Origin of the sequence: Agrobacterium sp. CFBP2214, from assembly GCF_030209895.1 — a bacterium.
Classification (GTDB): Bacteria; Pseudomonadota; Alphaproteobacteria; order Rhizobiales; family Rhizobiaceae; genus Agrobacterium; species Agrobacterium radiobacter.
Map to the genome: position 1 here is coordinate 79,618 of NZ_JARVRC010000010.1, position 20,072 is coordinate 99,689.

Consider the following 20,072-nt stretch of genomic DNA (forward strand, 5'->3'; position numbering starts at 1 on the left):
TGATTTGCAGAATATGAACTGGCCTCCCACCGGTTTCACCATTTTGCCATTCCGTTTCAGAGCGCATTCCGGAAATGCGCATCAGGAGATTTTCATGAGCAACCGGACCATAAACGAACTCGAATATGTGCCGCGCAAGACAGAGCCGGATGCGAAGTGGGCCGCCGTGGTTTCGCTTTCGCTCGGCGTCTTCGGGCTGGTGACGGCGGAGTTCCTGCCGGTCAGTCTGCTGACGCCGCTTTCGGCCGATCTCGCCGTCAGCTCCGGCATCGCTGGCCAATCCATTACCGTTACGGCGCTGGTCGCGGCGGTCGCCGGCCCCGGCGTTGTCATTGGCACACGCAGCATCGATCGCCGCTGGACATTGCTTGGGCTGACCACGCTGCTGATCATCTCCAGCACTTTGGCCGCCTTCGCAAACGGTCTCTTCATGCTGTTTGCCTCGCGCGTCCTGCTCGGCATCGGCCTTGGCGGCTTCTGGGCCATGTCTGCGGCGCTGGCACTGAGACTCGTACCGCTTGATAAAATGCCGCGTGCCATGGCCATTATCCTGACAGGGGTTTCGGTCGCCACCGTCTGTGCAGCGCCGGTGGGCGCGTGGATCGGCGCGACACTTGGCTGGCGTTCGGCCTTTGTCGTTGCGGGTGTGCTCGGTGTCATTGCGCTCGTCGTGCAATTGCTCACCGTTCCGTCGCTGCCGCCGGCCGGTGCACCCGGTCTCTCCACCATGTTCCGCCTGTTGCAGCGGCCGCAGGTCCGGATCGGCCTTCTGACGACGCTGTTCATTGTTGCGGGTCACTTTGCCGGTTTCACCTATGTCCGTCCGTTCCTGGAGGATGTGACGCTTCTTGGCGTCGAGGCGATTTCGCTCGTCCTTCTGGTTTATGGTGTCGGTGGCTTTTTCGGTAATCTCTTCGGCGGTTTCCTCTCCGAGAAAAACACGGCATGGGCGGTGACGTTCGCCGCCACCCTGATCGCCGCATCGGCTTCCGTTCTGGTCGTGGCGGGTGCATCGCCCCTGATTGCCGGCCTTGCCATCGCCTCCTGGGGTTTTGCCTTCGGTGCGCTTCCGGTCAGCGTGCAGAGCTTCATCACCCGGGCCGCTTCCGATGAGGCGGAAAGTGCCGGCGCGCTGCTGCTTACCACTTTCCAGATCGCGATTTCCAGCGGTGCGGTTCTGGGCGGTCTGCTGATCGATCTTCAGGGTGCGACGATGGTCTTCGTCTTCGTGGCGATTGCCGCCCTTCTCGGTGCATCGCTGATGGCGTCGCGCCGCGGTGTGGTGCCACAGGTCGAGGCCTCGCAGGGGTAAGCCACCCCTCGGAGAAAAAAACCCGCCTTCGTGCGGGTCTTAAGAGAAGAGAAGGCGTTATTCCGTCTTTAGGGCGCCTTTATCGCGTTCTGTGTCCGGTCTTTGCCCACCTCGATCACATGGCGCATGGCTTTCACCGCCGCATCCGCGTCACGCGCCGCAATCGCATGTACGATGCGCAGATGATTGGACGCGATCTCGGCGATGGTGCCAGGCGAAGCGGCCGGCGATGAGAGCTGGAAGGATATCGCAAGTGCAGCTTCGATCAGCCCGCTTGCCGAGCGCATGAAGGGGTTGCCGGACATATGCGCGACCGCAAGGTGGAATTCGAGATCGACCTTGGCGATGCTTTCCGGCGTATGTTTCGGATTGTCGAATTTGGCGGCGATGACGTAAAGGGAAACGATATCGTCATTGGAGGCCTGCAGGGCCGCCGCCGCCGCCGCCGCTGGTTCCAGCGCCAGGCGGATCTCCGCCAGATGCGTGACGAATTCCTGATCTATGCCGGCCTCGCAGCGCCAGCCCAGCACGTCGGGATCGAAGAAATTCCAGCTGGAGCGGTCAAGAACGCGGGTGCCCACCTTGGCCTTTGGTTCCACCAGACGCTTCGCCGCCAGCGTCTTCATCGTCTCGCGCAGCACGGTGCGGGAGACGCCGAACCGCAAGGAAAGTTCGGCATCATTGGGCAGCAGGGAGCCTTCCGCAATCCTGCCCGAGACGATGGCGCTGCCGAGTTCGGAGACCACATGGGCGTGGCTGTTCCGGCGTTTTCGCCCGCTTATCGTCGTTTCGAGCAGCCCCAAGCAAGCCTCCTTTGGCAATTATGCCGGATGCGGTCCGGCCAGTCTCCTGTTTGAATACCAGATGATTGCGCGCTGCAACACGATGAAGACGAAAAGCAGCACACCGATGACGATTTTCGTCCACCAGGAAGAAAGCGTCCCGTCAAAAACGATGTAGGTCTGGATCAGCCCCTGTATCAGAAGGCCGATGAAGGTTCCCGCCACCAGCCCGGTGCCGCCGGTCAGAAGCGTACCGCCAATGACGACAGCGGCGATGGCGTCCAGTTCCACGCCCACCGTCGCCAGCGAATAACCTGACGAGGTATAGAGCGTATAAACGATGCCAGCGAGGCCCGACAGGAAACCGGAAAGCGCATAGATGCCGATGGTCGTCGCGCCAATCGGCACACCCATCAGCTCGGCCGATTGCGGATTGCCACCCAGCGCATAGACATTGGCGCCGAAGCGGGTGCGGCTGGCGATCAGCATGCCGGCGGCGAAGACGAGAAGCATCAGCATGGCCAGCGCCGTCAGCCTGCCGCCGCCTGGAAAGCGGAAATAAAAGCCCTGTATCGTATCGATGAACGGGTGGGAGATCGGCACCGACTGCGTGGAAATCAGATAGGCCGCGCCGCGCGCCAAAAACATGCCCGCCAGTGTCACCACGAAAGGCGGGATCGACAGGAAGCGGATCATCGCCCCCATCAGGCAGCCGAACAGCGTCGAGACTGCCAGCACGATGGCGAAGGCCAGCAGCGGATGGATGTTATAGGTGCCGACCATGACCGCCACGAAGACGCTGGTGAAGGCGATGACCGAACCTATGGAGAGATCGATGCCCCCCGACAGGATGACGAAGGTCATGCCGACGGCCGCGATGCCGAGAAAGGCATTGTCGGTCAGAAGATTGCCGATCACGCGCGTCGACAGGATCGACGGATATTGCAGCACGCACAGCAAATAGGCGACCACGAAGATCGTCAGCGTGGTGAGGAAGGGCAGATTGCGGCTGTGGATCATCGCGCGGTTCCTTCCTTGGTCATGCCATTGGTCGCCGCCGGTTTGACGTGCGGCTTCGGCGCTTTCACGAAACCGAGGACGGCCATGATTGCCGGCGATTGCAGTGTGAGCACCACCATGATGATGCCTGCCTTGATGATGAGGTTGAATTCCGGCGGGAAGCCCGAGACGAGGATGCCGGTATTGATGGTCTGGATGATGAGCGCGCCGATCAATGAGGCCGTGATGGAGAAACGGCCGCCATTTAGCGATGTGCCGCCGATCACGACCGCCAGGATCGCGTCCAGTTCCAGCCACAGCCCGGCATTGTTGGCATCCGCGCCGCGAATATCGGCGGTCACGATCATGCCGGCGATGGCCGCGCAGAGGCCGGAGACGGCATAAACGAAAAACAGCAGGAAGCGCGCCCGCACGCCGGCGAGCGCCGCTGCACGGCGATTGATGCCTGTGGCCTCGATCAGGAAACCGAGCGCGCTTTTACGCACCAGAAGGCCGATCAACAGCGCCGCGGCCACCCAGATGATGACGGGCAGCGGGATGCCTGCGAACGAGCCGGAGCCGATGGCGGCAAAGCTGTCATTGTTGAAGGTGAGAATGACACCCTCGGTAATAAGCTGGGCGATGCCGCGTCCCGCCACCATCAGGATCAAGGTGGCAATGATCGGCTGTATATCGAGAAGGGCGACCAGCACGCCGTTCCACAGGCCGCAGGCAATGCCCACCGCAAGTGAGATGACGATGACCGAGGGAATGGAATGGCCATTGCTGATGAGCGTGGCCGCGACCGCGCCGCAGATGGCGATGACCGCGCCGATGGAAAGATCGATACCCTTGGTGGCGATAACCAGCGTCATGCCGATGGTCAGCAGCGCCACGGGAGCGGCGCGCACGAGAATATCCACCAGACTGCCATAGAGCCGGCCATTCTGGAAAGAAACATGCAGAAAACCCGGCGAAATGATTGTAATCGCTGCCAGAATGATAAAGAGCGCGGCAAGCTGGGGAGCAAGTCTTTTGAAGCGTCGTGTTACAGCCACCATCACGCCGCCTCCGTTTTCGCCGCATCCGCAATTGCCCGCATGATGTTGTCGGCGGTCACTTCGCTGCCTTTCAATTCACTGACATGGCGGCGGTCGGAAAGCACGATCACACGATGCGCAACGGCCGTCAGTTCTTCCAGTTCGGAGGAGATGACGACGAGCGACATGCCTTCGCCGCAGAGTTTTTCGATCATTTTGAGAATTTCCGCATGCGCGCCGATATCGATGCCACGTGTCGGCTCGTCGAGTATCAGCAGTCTGGGCTGGGTGGCGAGCCAGCGTGCCAGAATGGCCTTCTGCTGATTGCCGCCGGACAGGAATTTTATCGGCCGGTTGGGGTCGGCCGGGCGGATATCGAGCGATTTGATGAAGCTTTCGGCCAGCTCCGCCTTTTGCCGACGGGACAGTGGCCGTGCCCAGCCCTGCCGGGCCTGAAGCGCCAGCGCGATATTATCGGTGACGGAAAAGTCGCCGATGATGCCATCCGTCTTGCGCTCTTCCGGACAGAAGCCGAACCCGGCCGCAATGGCGGCCTCGGGCGACGAAATCGCCGCCGGTTTTCCGTCAATCATCGCCGTGCCGGTATCGGGACGGTCGATGCCGAACAGCAGGAAGGCGGTCTCCGTTCGTCCGGAGCCAAGAAGACCGGCAACGCCGACGATCTCTCCCGGCCGGATGCCGAGATCGAAGGGGGCGATGCTGCCGCGCTTGCCATAGGCTTCGAACCGGATTGGCGGCTCGCCCTCGGCGACCGTATCTTCGGTCGCCTGATGTTCGTGGGTAATATGCTGAAGCTCGCGACCGAGCATCATCGAAATGAGTTCGGACCTCGGCAGGCTGCCGATGTCTCGGGTGCCGACGAGGCGGCCATTGCGCAGCACAGTCACCCGGTCGGCAATATCATAGACCTGATTGAGGAAGTGGGTGATGATGATGATGCCGATGCCGCGGGCGCGCAGGTTTTTCAACACCCCGAACAGCATCTCGACCTCATGGGCGTCAAGGCTGGCTGTCGGTTCGTCCAGCACCAGCACCTTGCCGGAAAGATCGACGGCGCGGGCAATGGCGATGATCTGGCGGATAGCGACGGAATAGCTGGAAAGCAGGGCGTTGACGTCGATGGAAAGCCCGTATTGGGCGAGCAGCGCCTGCGAATTCTTCTGCATCGTGCTGCGGTCGATCAGCCCGAAGCGGCGTGGCTGGCGGCCGAGAAACAGGTTTTCGGCGACCGTGAGATTTTCGAGAAGGTTCACTTCCTGATAGACCGTGCCGATGCCAAGCGCCTGCGCCTCGCCCACATTGGTGGGCGAGATTTCGCTGCCCTCCAGAAAGATCGAACCGCTGTCGCGGTGATAAACGCCAGTCAGGATTTTGATGAGCGTCGATTTGCCCGCGCCGTTTTCGCCAAGCAGGGCATGGATTTCACCGTGCCCGAGCGAAAAATCGACGCCATCGAGCGCCGTGATCCCCAGAAAGGATTTGCCGATGGCGCGTGCTTCCAAAAGTGGTGCCGTTTCGGACATTGAGCAGGTTCCGCATGAAGAATGCCATGATGGAGCGGCACGAACGACGCGCCGCTCCTTCCGAAGAATGGGGTATCAGTAACCCAGACCCTTCTTCGCCTCGTAGACCTTCATCGGGTCGTCAGATGCCGTGTAAAGCTTGGATTCGGTCTGAATCCACTTCGCTGGCGCCTTCTTGTCCTTCAGATAGGCTTCGAGCGCGTCGAAGGCCGGGCCGGCCATGTCAGGCGTCAGTTCGACGGTGGCGTTGGCTTCACCGGCTGCCATGGCCTTGAAGATGTCAGGCACGGCATCGATGGAGACGATCTTGATGTCGGTTCCGGGCTTCAGACCGGCTTCCTTGATCGCCTGGATCGCACCGACGGCCATGTCGTCATTGTGGGCGTAGACCGCACAGATGTCCTTGCCGCCGCCTTCGGCCTTGATGAAGCTTTCCATCACTTCCTTGCCCTTGGTGCGGGTGAAGTCACCCGTCTGCGAGCGTGCGATCTTGATGTTCTTGTGCGAGGCAATGGCTTCTTCGAAGCCCTTCTTGCGGTTGATGGCGGGCGAAGAGCCGGTCGTGCCCTGCAATTCCACCACCTTGCAATCCTTGGAGCCGACGTCCTTGACCAGCCAGTCGCCGGCAACCTTGCCTTCATGAACCTGATCGGAGGTTACGGCGGTCAGGTAAAGATCGTCCGGAGCCTCGATTTGGCGGTCGAGCAGGATGACAGGGATTTTTTCTTCCTTGGCTTCCTTCAGCACGGCATCCCATCCGGTCGCGACGACCGGCGCGATCAGGATCGCGTCCACGCCCTGCGCGATGAAGCCGCGAACGGCCTTGATCTGGTTTTCCTGCTTCTGCTGCGCGTCGGCGAATTTAAGCGTGACGCCGCGCTTCTCTGCCTGCTGTTTGGTGACGGTGGTTTCAGCCGCGCGCCAGCCGGATTCCGAACCGATCTGCGAGAAGCCGACGGTAAGCGATTTGGCGGAAACACTTGATGCAAGGCACAGCGAAACGGCGACAGTAACTGTCGCGAGAGCTTTTCTCATCTTAATCCTCCCAGAGATGATGTCAGCGTGACGGAGACACTATGAGCATATAGTAATACTCTTGAAAAGAGGCATTTTCGCATATTTCAATTTCAGAATGGTGTATCTGGTCTCGGATTTTGAAATATATCAATTAATATCAAATGGATAAACGATTCATGTTTTGTGGTTCGAACAGCCGGCACTGCTGCTGCTCACACCGCTATAGCGCTTGACAGCATATGGCTGCGTCTAATAGTAATACAAATAAGAAGATGATTTTTGCCGGAATTTTGGGTCTTGTGATCGGAGTTCAATCGGCAAAAGAGGGAGGGAGATTCCTTTGCGCAATCCTGCGATGGCCGTAAATGCCGAAAAATATTCGGTTAAAGCCGCAGAGCAGCCCAAGCCTACTCGTCTGGGCTCTCACTGTCGGTTATGCGTGATCTCCGAAAGCTGATTCCATTTTCCTTGCGCACAACATAAGCTTGTCGCATTTCGTAATATTTTACCGTTGGCCACTTCCGGCTGGAGACCGCATCATGACCAAATCCGACAATCTGCCCGCAACCCAAGGCAAGCTTCGTTCGCGCGCGTGGTTCGACAACCCCGCCAATGCGGATATGACGGCGCTTTATCTCGAGCGTTACATGAATTTCGGCCTGAGCCAGGCTGAACTTCAGTCTGACCGCCCGATCATCGGCATTGCGCAGACCGGTTCGGACCTTTCGCCCTGCAACCGCCACCATCTTGAACTCGCTAACCGTCTGCGCGAAGGCATTCGTGAAGCGGGTGGCATCGCCATCGAGTTTCCGGTGCATCCGATCCAGGAAACCGGCAAGCGTCCGACCGCCGGTCTCGACCGTAACCTCGCATATCTCGGCCTCGTGGAAGTGCTTTATGGCTATCCGCTCGACGGCGTCGTTCTGACCATCGGCTGCGACAAGACCACGCCTGCCTGTCTTATGGCGGCGGCCACCGTCAACATTCCCGCCATTGCCCTTTCCGTTGGCCCCATGCTGAACGGCTGGTTCCGTGGCGAACGCACCGGTTCCGGCACCATCGTCTGGAAGGCGCGCGAACTTCTGGCCAAGGGCGAGATCGACTATCAGGGCTTCGTCAAGCTCGTCGCCTCGTCGGCTCCGTCCACCGGTTATTGCAACACCATGGGCACGGCAACGACCATGAACTCGCTTGCCGAAGCGCTCGGCATGCAGCTTCCGGGTTCGGCCGCCATTCCGGCGCCTTACCGCGACCGTCAGGAAGTCTCCTACCTGACCGGCCTGCGTATCGTCGAAATGGTCAAGGAAGACCTGAAACCATCAGACATCATGACCAAGGATGCCTTCATCAACGCCATCCGCGTCAACTCGGCCATTGGCGGCTCCACCAACGCACCGATCCATCTGAACGGCCTTGCACGCCATGTCGGTGTCGAACTGACCGTCGATGACTGGCAGACCTATGGCGAAGACGTGCCGTTGCTTGTCAACCTGCAGCCAGCAGGTGAATATCTCGGTGAGGACTATTACCATGCCGGCGGCGTTCCGGCAGTCGTCAACCAGCTGATGACCCAGGGGCTCATCAAGGAAGACGCGATGACCGTCAACGGCAAGACCATTGGCGACAACTGCCGTGGCGCCATCATCGAAGACGAAAAGGTCATCCGTCCTTACGACCAGCCGCTCAAGGAGCGTGCAGGCTTCCGCGTTCTGCGCGGCAACCTGTTCTCCTCCGCCATCATGAAGACGAGCGTGATTTCGGAAGAATTCCGCAACCGTTACCTCTCCAACCCGAACGATCCGGAGGCCTTCGAAGGCCGCGCCGTAGTGTTCGATGGTCCGGAAGATTACCACCACCGCATCGACGATCCGTCGCTCGGCATCGACGCCAACACCGTCCTCTTCATGCGCGGTGCAGGCCCGATCGGTTATCCGGGTGCAGCGGAAGTGGTGAACATGCGCGCGCCGGATTATCTCTTGAAGGAAGGCGTCAATTCGCTGCCCTGCATCGGCGATGGCCGCCAGTCCGGCACATCGGGCAGCCCGTCCATCCTCAACGCTTCCCCGGAAGCTGCGGCCGGTGGCGGTCTCGCCATCCTGCAGACGGGTGACCGCGTTCGCATCGATGTGGGTCGCGGCAAGGCCGATATCCTGATATCAGGTGAGGAACTGGCCAAGCGTTACGAAGCGCTTTCCGCCGAGGGTGGTTACAAGTTCCCTGACCATCAGACGCCATGGCAGGAAATCCAGCGTGGCATCGTCAGCCAGATGGAAACCGGCGCGGTTCTGGAACCGGCCGTGAAGTATCAGCGCATCGCCCAGACCAAGGGCCTGCCGCGCGACAACCACTAAGGCAAGGCCGTTTCGGCCGACCGCTTTTTAATCAGCCCCGGGGTAAAACCCGGGGCTGAAGCATTTTAAAATACCGTGCTCCGCAACCGCGTAAACTTTGCGGGCGGCCGAAGAGCATGATAGTTTCGTTGCTTATCTGCCTACTTCCCCGATGGGGCTGGCGGCTTTCCCAGATATGGCAGGAAGAACATGTACAGCCCGCTGAAAATAAGCAAAGTCAGCGGCAACAGCGGAGCATAGACGATCACCGATGGCGTCGGACCGAAAGCCATCGAGATGAAGTTCGCCAGAATGGTGATGGTCAGCAGAATGCCCAGCCACCGATGGCTCTGCCTTATCCAGTTTCGCAAGATCAAAGTCGCCCCCAAGAAAAAACATCCATGATGGAATGTGACACATGGGCGCTTCAGCGGGCCTGAACGAGCTTCCAGCCATTGCCGGAAGGATCGCGGAAGCTCGCATCCACCGAGCCGTAGCGGGCGATCGGTTCCTGGGTGAATTCGACGCCGCGTTTGTGCATCACGTCAAAGGCTTTCTGGCAATCCTCGACCACCAGAACCAGCGGCGGCATCGCGCCTTTGGCCACGGCTTCGTTCAGATTTTGCGCCGTCGCCTCGTCAACGGTCGGAGCCTGTGGCCGAAACAGGCCCAGCTGGAAATCCTGTTGGTCCGGGTGCTGCACGGTCAACCAGCGATAATCGCCGTTGCGCGCGTCGGTGTGCACACGAAATCCAAGTTTTTCGACGTAGAATTGCAGCGCTTCGTCCTGATCATGAACGTAAAGCCCGACAACTTGAACACCATTTTTCATGAGATATCTCCCTTTCGCTCGTCGTGCCTAGCGCTTTTCGTTCGTCGGCGCTTCTCCGAAACTGCGATTGTGAGATGAGGGCGATTTGCGGCGCTGACGAAGCAATGGGGAACCTGCTCGAGATCGGCAGGCGAAAGCCGCATCCGTCGCCGCAATTCACTCGGGTTTTCCCCGGTCACATCGCGGAAAACACGGCCAAATGTGCCGATGCTGTTCCAGCCGGTCTGCAACGCGATTTCGATGATAGGAAGATCGGTGTCACGCAAAAGCGCCACGGCGCGCTCCACCCGGCGGGTCAGTAGATAGCGGTGAGGGGGTATGCCAAAGGCATCGCGAAACGATCTTGCGAAATGGGCCTGCGAGGCGCCGCTGACACTGGCAAGGCGTGAAACAGGCCACGCCTCATGGGCGGCGGCATCCATATGATCCCTGGCGCGCAGAAGACGGCGCAGCAGTTTCAAGTCTCTGTTTGCAGAGTTTTTATCATTTCCGGACCGGCGCATGCGCCAATCATTGAATGAACCGGCGGCCCTTGGCAAGTTTCATGCCCGGCAGGCTACCGAAACCTCCTAGATCACCGGATAAAGCGACCAGAAGAACAGTTCATATTCCTGATCGCGGTCGTCGTCATGCGACTCGTCGTCCGGTCTGCGCGGCGTTTTGTCCTGAAACTCGGTCTCCACCCGCTCATTGACGACGGGCATCCTTCGGCCGATGCCAAAGAGGTCAAAGGAGAGCATGTTGAACCCTGCTACCATGGCCAGTTCCCTTCTTCACGCGAGTTAACGGTGTGTTAAGTTTCGCGCGTTGCCATGATTTCGTCAAGATTGACCGAGGAATTTGTCTACCATTTTTAACAACAATGTCGTGACTGACGTTTCACTGCTGCCGGATTTTGCGCAATGAATGTTTATCGCCACCTTCAAACGCGGTTCGGATCGGCGTCAGAATAGGCTTTTTCGCTCGCTTCCAGCGCGGAATCGGTATCTGCGGCATGGCCGAGGCTTTTCAAGGCACTGGAGAAGGCCACGATATTGGCTTTCACCGCCTCCGGATGCGCCCGTCGACCGGTGTGGTTGAGCCTTATCAGCCGTTCCGCGCCGGGGCCGACCCCGGCGGAAATATCCGCGCCATGCTTTTGGGATGCAGCGGCGAGGAATGCCTTGGCTTCGACGGTATCCGGCAGGATTGCTGTGGAAACGAGGGCGGAGGCGTGCGCCTCCTTCACCCAGGTTGGAATACCGAGCGCCCTGATGCCGTTCCGGGTGGCCGCGGCCGCCCTTTCGTGGCGTTCATTGGCAGATGCCAGACCTTCCGCCTCTATCCGGTCAAGTGCGGCCTCCAGGGCATAGAATTCCAGCGGAGCGGGCGTTCCGGGCAGCGCTCCGCGGCCGGCATCGAGCCAGAGTTTCTTCTGGTCCATAAGCGAGAGCATGGAGTTGTCGGACGCATTCTCGTGCGAAAGAAGCTCCCACGCTTTTTCGCTGACGGAAATCGCGGAAACCCCGGCCGGCCCGGCCAGCGCCTTTTGCGGGCCGATGACGGCGATATCGATGCCCAGCCGGTCAACCTCGAAGGCATGTCCGCCGATGGACGCGACGGCATCGACGAGGGTCACGATGCCCCTTTGCCGAGCGAGCGTGGCGATGGCGGGCAGAGGGTTGAGAATGCCGCTTGCCGATTCCGCGTGGACGATGGCGAGAAGATCGAAATCCGGCCCTTCGTCCAGCGCCTGCTCCACCTCCTCCAGTGTGACCGGCTTTGCCGGGCTGGCCGTCAGGTTGCGCACCGTCGCGCCACCCCTTTCCAGCCAACCGCCGAACCACGCGCCATAGGGGCTGGTAACGATGTTGAGCGCCCGCAGGCCTGGTCGTGCAAGGCTTGTCGCTGCTGCCTCGAGCGCCAGCACGGCTTCCGCCTGTATGAGAAGGACGTCGTTCCTCGTGCCCATCAAGGCTGCCAGCCGGTCGGCAAGAACGGCATAACGCTCCGCAGGAAAAGCGGGTGGGTCGAGCAGCAATGCATAATCGGGAACGGGCATGTCTTTTCCTTACGTGGTAATGGTCAGTCGCGGTGCGGCGTCGATCAGTGTTCTTGCGGTCGAGGATTGCGGCGCCGAGACGATATTTCCCGTCCTGCCGATTTCAACGATCCGTCCCGCTTCCATGATGGCGACGCGGTGGCAGACGGCGCGGATGACTGCGAGGTCGTGGGAGACGAAAATACAGGAAACGGCCGTCTCCCGCTGTATTTCCACCAGTAGTTCGAGGATTTGCCTGCGAACCGAAACATCCAGCGCGGAGACGGCTTCATCCAGAATGAGAAGTGACGGCTTGAGCGCAATGGCCCGCGCGATCGCGACGCGCTGCCTTTGGCCGCCGGAAAGCTCGAAGACCGATCGGCTGGCATAGCTGGCGGGCAGGCCCACGCGGTCGAGGAGACGGTGTATTTCTGCTGCACGCTCGCGTCTTGCGGCCATGCGATGAACGCGCAACGGTTCGCCGATGGCGTCTTCGACGCTCGCGCGCGGATTGAATGCGCCATGCGTATCCTGAAACACCATCTGCATGTGCTGGCGGGCGGCACGAAGCTTCCCGCCGTCAAGCGCCAGCCAGTCGCGGCCTTTGAAATGGATCGTGCCTTCGTCAGCCGGGATCAGCCGCATCAGAATGCGCGCCAGCGTCGATTTTCCGCAGCCGGAGGGACCGGCAAGTCCCAGCGTCTCGCCGGGCTGAAGCGAAAAGGAGATGTCGGAAAGCGCCGCCACCGTTCTTGCGCCGGTGCGATAGGTTTTCGACAGTCCGTCGACGCTCAGAAGGGCTTCGTTCATGACGCGGCCTCGCTGATCAGCGGCGGGGTCGAGAGATCGAGATAATCGGCAAGCAGCGCACGCGTATAGTCATGGGTGGGTGCGGAAAGCACCCGCCGTGTCGAACCGTGTTCCACTAACCGGCCCGCACGTAGGACCGCGATCTCGTCGGCAAGGCTGGAAGCAAGGCCGATATCATGGGTGATGAAGACCAGCGTTTTGTTTTCCTGCCGCACCAGATCGTCCAGCAGCGTGGCGATGGCGGCCTGACTGACCGTATCGAGCGCGCTCGTGGCCTCGTCGGCAATCAGGATCGAAGGACTGGCGGCAATCGCGGCAGCAATCGCCACGCGTTGCCTCTGGCCGCCGGAAAGCTGGTGCGGATAGGTGGCGAGCAGATGGGAGGGATGCGGCAGCCGCACCCGCTCCAGAAGGCCACGGGCAAGATCGCGCGCTTGCCTCCATGACAGGCCGAGATGCCGCACGGCCCCTTCCGCCACCTGTTCGCCGATGGTGAGAACCGGGTTTAGCGTCGCGCCGGTATCCTGAAAGATCGTGCCGATATCGCGCCCCGGCAGCGGCCTGCCGTGAAACAGGCCGCTATCGCGGCTCCAGGAAATATCCCCGGAAACGCGCGCATTGCCGGGGAGAAGCCCGACAATGGCTCTGCCGAGCGTAGATTTTCCCGACCCGCTTTCGCCGATGATCGCCAGCCTCTGCCCCTGCCGGATGGTCAGCGAAACATTCTGCAAGGCAGGCGCATCGCCTGTCGCATAACAAACGCTGAGATCGTCGATCCGGCACAGCGCATTGCCGCTCATGGCGCTTGCCTCCTTGTCGCCATCGCCCTGTTGATGCCTTCTGCGAGAAGATAAACGCCGAGAACCGTGACCAGAAGGCCGATGCCGGGGATGACGGACAAAAACGCAGCTGAGCGCAGGACGTTACGTCCTTCGGCAATCATCGAACCCCAGGTGACGATATTGGGATCGCCGAGCCCAAGGAAGGACAGTGCCGCCTCGGTTAGGATGGCTGCCGCGACGATGATGGCGGCGAGCGCCAGAACCGGCGGCAGGGCATTGGGCAGGATCTGCCTGAACGCGATTTCCAGCGGATGCATGCCGATGGCGCGGGCGGATTGAACATAATCGTGCTCGCGGATGCTCAAGACCTGCGCCCGCATCAGCCGCGCCGGATCAGCCCATGCGCCGAGCGCAATGGCGAGAATAACAATAGGCATGGAGGGGCCGATGGTGCTGACGAAGGCGAGTGCGAGCAGGAAATTCGGCACGATCTGAAAGGCGTCGGTGACGCGCATCAAAGCTTCATCCACGAGGCCGCCGGCAAATCCGGCAATGGTGCCGATGACGGTGCCGATAACCAATGCGGCGGCGGCGGCACCGATGCCGACGAGCAGGGAGGCCTGCGCGCCATGGGCAAGTTCTGCCAGCACGTTGCGGCCCAGCCGGTCGGTGCCGAGAGGCAGGGCGGCATCGGTAAAGGGTGCGATCAGGGGCTCGCCGACGATGGCCAGCGGGTCGCCCGGAAAAACGACGGGTGCGGCGAGCGCCGTCATGGCAAGCAGCACCAGAATGATGGCGCCCGTGGCGCCTTCGAAACTGCGCAGCAGCCGGAGAGCGAAACTCATGCCTGTCGCTCCCCGCTGCCGATGCGCGGATCGAGAACGGCATAGAGAATATCGACGGCGAGATTGACGAGGATGACGAAGACGGCGCTGGTCAGAATAATGCCCATCAAAAGCGGCGTGTCGCGGCCGCTAACGGCTTCCTGCGCCAGCCGGCCAAAACCGGGAATGGCAAAGACGCTTTCGATCACCACGCTGCCGCCCAGCATGGTTGCGGCCTGCAGGCCGAGCACGGTGACGAGCGGAAGAGCGGCATTGCGCGCGACATGGCGCAGCACGATCCGCCGTTTGGAAAGCCCTTTTGATCTGGCGAACAGCACGAAATCCAGCGGCCAGACCGCCGCCATGGCGGTGCGCGTGACGCGCAGGAAAAGAGCCAGGTAGATGAGGCCGAGACTGGCCACCGGCAACACGAGATGACGGCCGATGTCGAGAGCCCTTGCAAATCCCTGCTTGCCCGAGGCGATGGTTTCTATACCTGAGGTGGGTAGCCATTTGAGTTGAACGGCGAAGACGATGGCCAGCACGAGGCCAAGCCAGAAGCCGGGGGTGGCGTAAAGCGCCAGCGAAAGCGTTGAAAGCACGCGGTCCGTCAGCCCGCCGGGACGCGCCCCCGCCACGATGCCAAGCGCGGTGCCGAGGATGAAGGCGAGTGTGGTGGCGCTGCCCATCAGGAGAAGCGTGTTCGGCAGCCGCTCGAGGATCAGCCCCAGCACAGGCCGGTCGAAGGCAAGCGACCAGCCGAGATCGAACCGCAGGACCGAACTGGCATAGAGCCAGAAACGGGCCAGCACGGAACCGTTCAACCCATATTGTTCGCGAAGCACATCCCGCAGCCCGGCATCGCCGCCGCCGATGGAGACGAGATAGGCATCCACAGCGTCTCCGGACGCATTTTCAAGCAACACGAAGGTGAAGATGAGAACAATCAGCAACACCGGAATGGCGCTGACTGCCCTTCGCTTCAGCAATGTCGTTGCACGCTTCACGGCGAGACCTCAGGTGTCGACGGTCGTATCCGCCCAGTTGGAAACGGCCCAGCGGGGATTGCTGGCGACATGTTTGACCGTATCGCGTGCCACCGTGATGAAACCCCATTCGGCGACGTTGATCAGCGGCAGATCGGCGGTGACCTGCTTCTGGAAATCCTTGTAAAGCACCGTGCGTGCCGCCGTGTCCACCGTTACCGCCGCCTTGTCGATCAGTTCGTCCAGCGTCTTGTTCTCGTAACCGCCCTGGTTGGAGAAACCGACGCCCGCCGGAATGCCGGAACGCACGAGAATGGTGGTGGAAATCGCCGGATCACCGCGGAAGACCGGCGGCGCGATGGCGAGATCGAAGGCATGATCGGTGTAGACGGCCTTCTGATGGGCGGCTGAATCATTATTGACCAGCTCGGCATCAATGCCGATTTCCTGTAGCGCCTGACGAAGATAGGAACCGAACTGTCTGGTTTCATTGAAATAGGGTGCCGGAAGAAGTTTCAGTGAGAAACGTGTTCCGTTCGCGCCGCGCGCATAACCCGCCTCGTCCAGCAGGGCATTGGCCTTGGCCACATCGAAATCATAGGTCTCGACATCGTCGGTATAAAATTCCGGCGCGTTTTTCGGCACCGGGCCTGTGGATGCCGTGGCGTAACCGAGGAAGACTTTGTCGATGACGAATTTTTTGTCGATGGCGTGGGCGATGGCCTGTCTGACCTTGAGATCGGCGAGTTCCTTGCGGCGATGGTTGATTTCGACCACCAGCTGATAGGTCAGCGCCTCGTAACCATCGGCTATGACCTTGATGCCTGCCACCTTCGAGATACGGTCGAGATCGGCCAGCGGCACGGCGGAAAAGGCGGCGAGCTGGATTTCCTCTGCTTCGAGCGCAGACGCGGCGCCCGCCCGGTCTGGCAGAACGCGATAGATGATCTCATCGAGCTGCGGCTGGTTCTTGCCCCAATAATTGGGATTGCGGGTAAGGCGATAATATTCGCCGGGCTTGTATTCCGCAAAAACGAAAGGCCCGGTGCCGACCGGCTTGGTATTGGCCGGGTTGGTGGCGATATCGGTGCCCTCATAAAGATGTTTCGGCACGACGCTGGTAACGACCGGCAGCGCGTTACGGATGAGCTGGAACGGCGTTGGCTTGGAGAAGCGGAAGATCGCCGTGTGGTCATCCGGCGTGTCCACCTTCTCGAGATTGGCAAAGACCAGCCGTCCGAGATTCTGCAACGGTTTCCAGACGGAGAGCGCCGAAAAGGCCACGTCTGCGGAGGTAAAGGGTTTGCCATCGTGCCAGGTCACGCCCTCGCGCAGCTTGAAGGTGGCGCTTAACCCGTCATCCGATCCCGCCCATTCGGTTGCGAGGCGCGGTTCCAGGCCGTCCTTGCCGTTAAAGGAGGCCTCGGCCAATGGCTCGATGATCTTGCTGGCAATATAAAACACGCCGTTTGAGGCGACGATCGCCGGATTGAGGTTTTTCGGCTCCGAATCGGCCGCGACGATCAGCCTTCCGCCGGGCGTCGCCTGCTGTGCAGCGGCAATGCCCGCCAGCCCCGTGGTTGCGGCAAGAAGAAGCGAGGTCTTGAGAAGCGAGCGACGGGACAGGTGGACAGGCGACATGATTCACTCCGGAAATGAGGGCTGGGCGGGCCTTTCCGCTTGGTCCGCGGCCGGCCGATCTTAAGGCTGCAACCTCGGCAGTGTCCACGTTAATTCGCGGGCTTTACAGCAATGATTTTACGTTGCGCGGGCCTTTGCGGAAACAATATGCTTTCCGGCGATAATGCGCTTTTCTCGCCTTACCTTCTTGCCTTCGGTGACGCCCTGAAAATTTGATATAACGCAATAAAATTAGATGGTTGGAATACCGCGCCCTCAGTCACGTGTGCGGTGCACCGCCTGTGCACGGAGTGAAAATCTGCCTCGGTGATCTCGTTTGGAAAGGGGTAATTAACCTTTATTTTTTATTTCAGGGAGACCGAAATATGTACGTTTATGATGAGTGTGCACGCTGCCATGAGCTTCTCCCGATCCAGATTCCAGAATTCGTCCAATAGCGTAGGGGAGGGGAGCGAGAAGGCTCGTCATGCCGGCGGCCAGTCGGTTGCCGGTCAGCAGACGGCGGCGATGAAGGGGGCGGCACCCCGGCCGAATGCCGATGTCAGCGCAGCCGACGCCATAGAAGGCCGTGCCGAAATGCCGGGCTGGCAGAATGCTTTTGTTCTCGGTCCGAATGTGCGTTTCACCCGCACGCCGGAGAGCGCCTTTAACCGGCGTATGCCGGTCGAGACACCCAATATTCCGGAAGAGGAAGTCCCGGTTGTGGCTCCGCCTGAAGTAGTGGAGCCGGAAGCGGTGGAGCAGCAACAGGTTGTGCAGCAGGAGGTTGCTCCTGTCTCCCAACCGGACGTAAAGCCGGCGGAGCAGCGCATGATGCCGCCGCGCATGCCATTTCTGCCGCAGCCGCCGGATGCCCGGGGTGCCAGGGCGCTGACCTATAAATTGCGGCTGGAGCTTGCCCGCAAGCAGGCGGAAGAGGCGGCTGCCGCTGCCCGGATGCCGGTTCAGACGGAGATCTCCGTAGCCGCAGAAGCGCCTGCGCAGCAGATATTCTCGCCGGTTCAGCCGCAATCCGTCGAGCCCGCTGTCGGTGCAGTTCAGGCCACCGCGCCGCAGGCCGTCATTCCGGCTTTCGCCGCCCATCTGCCGGATGAGCTGTTCTGGGAAGTGATGACGCTTGATCTGCCGGGCAGTGTCGGCGAGGGCGTCTCTGCGTCCGCGCGTGCCGTTCTTGCAAATTCGGTCACGGCATCTGCTGTCGTCGCGCCGGTCGCCTTTGCATCGCCCGCCGCCGCTGCGATCGTACTTTCGTCCGAGCCTCCTGTTGTCACCGTGCCCGGCGGTTCCGCGATCAGGCTTTACCGCGAAATCGGTGTGCATCATTCCGCCATCCCGGCCCCCATTCAGGTCGTTGAACCGGAAATCGCGCCGCCGCTGGTGGCGGAGGCGCCGATGGTTGTCGAGACACAGAGACCTGTGGAGCAGGTTCAGCCGGTGGAGAAAATTGCGGCCGAGCCGCGCTTCACGCCGCGCGCGCCCATCCAGGCCTCGCAGCCGATGTTCCGCGAAGCGCCGGTCTTTGCCGAAGGCGAATATGAATACCCCTCCATCGATCTTCTGCAGGAAGCCCGCGTCCAGCAGACCACGACCATGACGCCGGAAGCGCTGGAGCAGAGCGCCGGACTTCTCGAAAGCGTGCTGGAGGATTTCGGCATCAAGGGCGAGATCATCGATGTTCGCCCCGGCCCTGTCGTCACGCTGTACGAGTTCGAGCCCGCCCCCGGCGTCAAGTCCTCGCGCGTCATCGGCCTCTCGGACGATATCGCCCGCTCCATGTCGGCGCTTTCGGCACGTGTCGCCGTTGTGCCCGGCCGCAATGTCATCGGCATCGAACTGCCGAACCCGGTGCGTGAGACGGTTTATCTGCGCGAGTTGATCGAAGCGACCGATTACGCTGAAACCCGCCAGAAGCTTGCGCTCTGCCTCGGCAAGACCATCGGCGGCGAACCTGTCATCGCCGAGCTGGCGAAGATGCCGCACCTTCTGGTCGCCGGCACCACCGGCTCCGGCAAGTCGGTTGCCATCAACACCATGATCCTGTCGTTGCTCTATCGCCTGAAACCGGAAGAGTGCCGCCTGATCATGGTCGATCCCAAGATGCTCGAGCTTTCGGTTTATGACGGCATTCCGCATTTGCTGACGCCTGTGGTCACCGATCCGAAAAAGGCGGTCATGGCGCTGAAATGGGCCGTGCGCGAAATGGAAGACCGTTATCGTAAGATGTCGCGTCTCGGCGTGCGCAATATCGACGGTTATAATGCAAGAGCCGCGGCCGCCCGGGCCAAGGGCGAGACCGTGTTCTGCAACGTGCAGACCGGCTTTGACCGCGCCACCGGCGAAGCGGTTTACGAGCAGGAGGAAATGGACCTTACGGCCATGCCTTACATCGTCGTCATCGTCGATGAAATGGCCGACCTGATGATGGTCGCGGGCAAGGAAATCGAAGGTGCGATCCAGCGCTTGGCGCAGATGGCGCGCGCCGCCGGCATCCATCTCATCATGGCAACCCAGCGCCCGTCGGTCGATGTCATCACCGGCACGATCAAGGCCAACTTCCCGACCCGCATCTCCTTCCAGGTGACGTCTAAGATCGACAGCCGCACCATCCTCGGCGAACAGGGCGCGGAGCATCTGCTCGGTCAGGGCGACATGCTGCACATGATGGGCGGCGGCCGCATCGCGCGTGTCCACGGCCCCTTCGTTTCCGACGAGGAAGTGGAAAAGGTGGTCGCGCATCTGAAGACGCAGGGACGTCCGGAATATCTCGGCACCGTTACCGAAGACGCCGACGAAACCGACGAAGAGGTGGAAGAGGAAGCCGCTGTTTTCGACAAGTCCGCCATGGGTGAGGACGACAGCGATGATCTCTATGAAAAGGCCGTCAAGGTGGTGATGCGCGACAAGAAGTGCTCCACATCCTATATCCAGCGCCGCCTGTCCGTGGGCTATAACCGCGCCGCTTCGCTCGTCGAGCGCATGGAGCAGGAAGGCATTGTCGGGCCTGCCAACCATGTCGGCAAACGCGCGATCATCGCCGGCGAACGCTCTTCCTATGATGCCATGGGGGCGGAGGACTGATTGAGCCTTCGGGCGTGCGATATTCGATTGCAAAAACGCGCCCCGTGAATAGCTTGTGCGGCATGGATTCTGGAA

18 protein-coding genes are annotated in these 20,072 nt (G+C 60.6%); 3 read left to right on the forward strand and 15 right to left on the reverse strand.

From position 1 onward, the window contains the following. The first annotated feature begins 94 nt into the window (after nucleotides 1–94). Nucleotides 95–1,312, forward strand: a complete 1,218-nt coding sequence (locus QRN60_RS21670) for an MFS transporter (protein ID WP_099087357.1) — start codon at nucleotides 95–97, stop codon at nucleotides 1,310–1,312. Nucleotides 1,313–1,380: 68 nt separating this feature from the next. On the opposite strand, the gene QRN60_RS21675 is transcribed toward QRN60_RS21670, so the two are convergent. From QRN60_RS21675 to ytfQ, 5 genes are all read right to left on the reverse strand, one after another. Next, nucleotides 1,381–2,115, reverse strand: coding sequence for a FadR/GntR family transcriptional regulator (locus QRN60_RS21675; protein WP_020011781.1), 735 nt, complete (start codon nucleotides 2,113–2,115; stop codon nucleotides 1,381–1,383). An 18-nt stretch (nucleotides 2,116–2,133) separates the two neighbouring features. Continuing rightward, nucleotides 2,134–3,114, reverse strand: coding sequence for a galactofuranose ABC transporter, permease protein YjfF (gene yjfF / locus QRN60_RS21680; RefSeq protein WP_111817737.1), 981 nt, complete (start codon nucleotides 3,112–3,114; stop codon nucleotides 2,134–2,136). Beyond that, on the reverse strand, nucleotides 3,111–4,154 hold the full coding sequence (locus QRN60_RS21685; RefSeq protein WP_003506540.1) for an ABC transporter permease: 1,044 nt from the start codon (nucleotides 4,152–4,154) through the stop codon (nucleotides 3,111–3,113). Before QRN60_RS21685 ends, yjfF begins: the two co-directional genes overlap by 4 nt. Continuing rightward, nucleotides 4,154–5,677, reverse strand: a complete 1,524-nt coding sequence (locus tag QRN60_RS21690; RefSeq protein ID WP_087745550.1) for a sugar ABC transporter ATP-binding protein — start codon at nucleotides 5,675–5,677, stop codon at nucleotides 4,154–4,156. Before QRN60_RS21690 ends, QRN60_RS21685 begins: the two co-directional genes overlap by 1 nt. A gap of 75 nt (nucleotides 5,678–5,752) precedes the next feature. Then, entirely contained in the window at nucleotides 5,753–6,712 is a 960-nt protein-coding gene (ytfQ, locus tag QRN60_RS21695) for a galactofuranose ABC transporter, galactofuranose-binding protein YtfQ (protein WP_003506544.1), read from the reverse strand. Nucleotides 6,713–7,233: 521 nt separating this feature from the next. Between ytfQ and QRN60_RS21700 the strand changes: the two genes are divergently transcribed. Next, a complete protein-coding gene (locus tag QRN60_RS21700) occupies nucleotides 7,234–9,045 on the forward strand; it encodes an IlvD/Edd family dehydratase (RefSeq protein WP_003506552.1) in 1,812 nt (603 codons plus the stop codon). 140 nt (nucleotides 9,046–9,185) lie between these two features. Here QRN60_RS21700 and QRN60_RS21705 read toward each other — a convergent pair whose 3' ends face one another. The 10 genes from QRN60_RS21705 to QRN60_RS21750 form a co-directional block, all read right to left on the reverse strand. Next, nucleotides 9,186–9,413 (reverse strand): hypothetical protein, encoded by a 228-nt coding sequence (locus QRN60_RS21705; protein WP_003506553.1) that lies wholly within the window; start codon nucleotides 9,411–9,413, stop codon nucleotides 9,186–9,188. Between the two features lie 38 nt (nucleotides 9,414–9,451). Further along, nucleotides 9,452–9,856: a VOC family protein gene (locus tag QRN60_RS21710; RefSeq protein WP_003506554.1), complete on the reverse strand. Its 405-nt coding sequence runs from the start codon at nucleotides 9,854–9,856 to the stop codon at nucleotides 9,452–9,454. Further along, nucleotides 9,853–10,359 (reverse strand): helix-turn-helix domain-containing protein, encoded by a 507-nt coding sequence (locus QRN60_RS21715; RefSeq protein WP_060724972.1) that lies wholly within the window; start codon nucleotides 10,357–10,359, stop codon nucleotides 9,853–9,855. The genes QRN60_RS21710 and QRN60_RS21715 overlap by 4 nt, the downstream gene beginning before the upstream one ends. A 66-nt stretch (nucleotides 10,360–10,425) precedes the next feature. Continuing rightward, a complete protein-coding gene (locus QRN60_RS21720) occupies nucleotides 10,426–10,614 on the reverse strand; it encodes a hypothetical protein (protein ID WP_003506556.1) in 189 nt (62 codons plus the stop codon). A gap of 164 nt (nucleotides 10,615–10,778) precedes the next feature. Beyond that, a complete protein-coding gene (locus tag QRN60_RS21725; RefSeq protein ID WP_065695019.1) occupies nucleotides 10,779–11,897 on the reverse strand; it encodes a pyridoxal-phosphate-dependent aminotransferase family protein in 1,119 nt (372 codons plus the stop codon). 9 nt (nucleotides 11,898–11,906) lie between these two features. Continuing rightward, nucleotides 11,907–12,686, reverse strand: coding sequence for an ABC transporter ATP-binding protein (locus QRN60_RS21730; protein WP_003506558.1), 780 nt, complete (start codon nucleotides 12,684–12,686; stop codon nucleotides 11,907–11,909). Then, nucleotides 12,683–13,486: an ABC transporter ATP-binding protein gene (locus tag QRN60_RS21735; RefSeq protein WP_111817736.1), complete on the reverse strand. Its 804-nt coding sequence runs from the start codon at nucleotides 13,484–13,486 to the stop codon at nucleotides 12,683–12,685. The genes QRN60_RS21730 and QRN60_RS21735 overlap by 4 nt, the downstream gene beginning before the upstream one ends. After that, nucleotides 13,483–14,313 (reverse strand): ABC transporter permease, encoded by an 831-nt coding sequence (locus QRN60_RS21740; RefSeq protein ID WP_111817735.1) that lies wholly within the window; start codon nucleotides 14,311–14,313, stop codon nucleotides 13,483–13,485. Before QRN60_RS21740 ends, QRN60_RS21735 begins: the two co-directional genes overlap by 4 nt. Next, nucleotides 14,310–15,299, reverse strand: a complete 990-nt coding sequence (locus QRN60_RS21745; protein WP_111817734.1) for an ABC transporter permease — start codon at nucleotides 15,297–15,299, stop codon at nucleotides 14,310–14,312. Before QRN60_RS21745 ends, QRN60_RS21740 begins: the two co-directional genes overlap by 4 nt. A 9-nt stretch (nucleotides 15,300–15,308) precedes the next feature. Further along, on the reverse strand, nucleotides 15,309–16,919 hold the full coding sequence (locus tag QRN60_RS21750) for an ABC transporter substrate-binding protein (protein ID WP_111817733.1): 1,611 nt from the start codon (nucleotides 16,917–16,919) through the stop codon (nucleotides 15,309–15,311). 375 nt (nucleotides 16,920–17,294) lie between these two features. On the opposite strand from QRN60_RS21750, the gene QRN60_RS21755 reads away from it, so the two are divergent. Continuing rightward, nucleotides 17,295–19,997, forward strand: a complete 2,703-nt coding sequence (locus QRN60_RS21755; RefSeq protein ID WP_111817732.1) for a DNA translocase FtsK — start codon at nucleotides 17,295–17,297, stop codon at nucleotides 19,995–19,997. Nucleotides 19,998–20,072 lie beyond the last annotated feature (75 nt).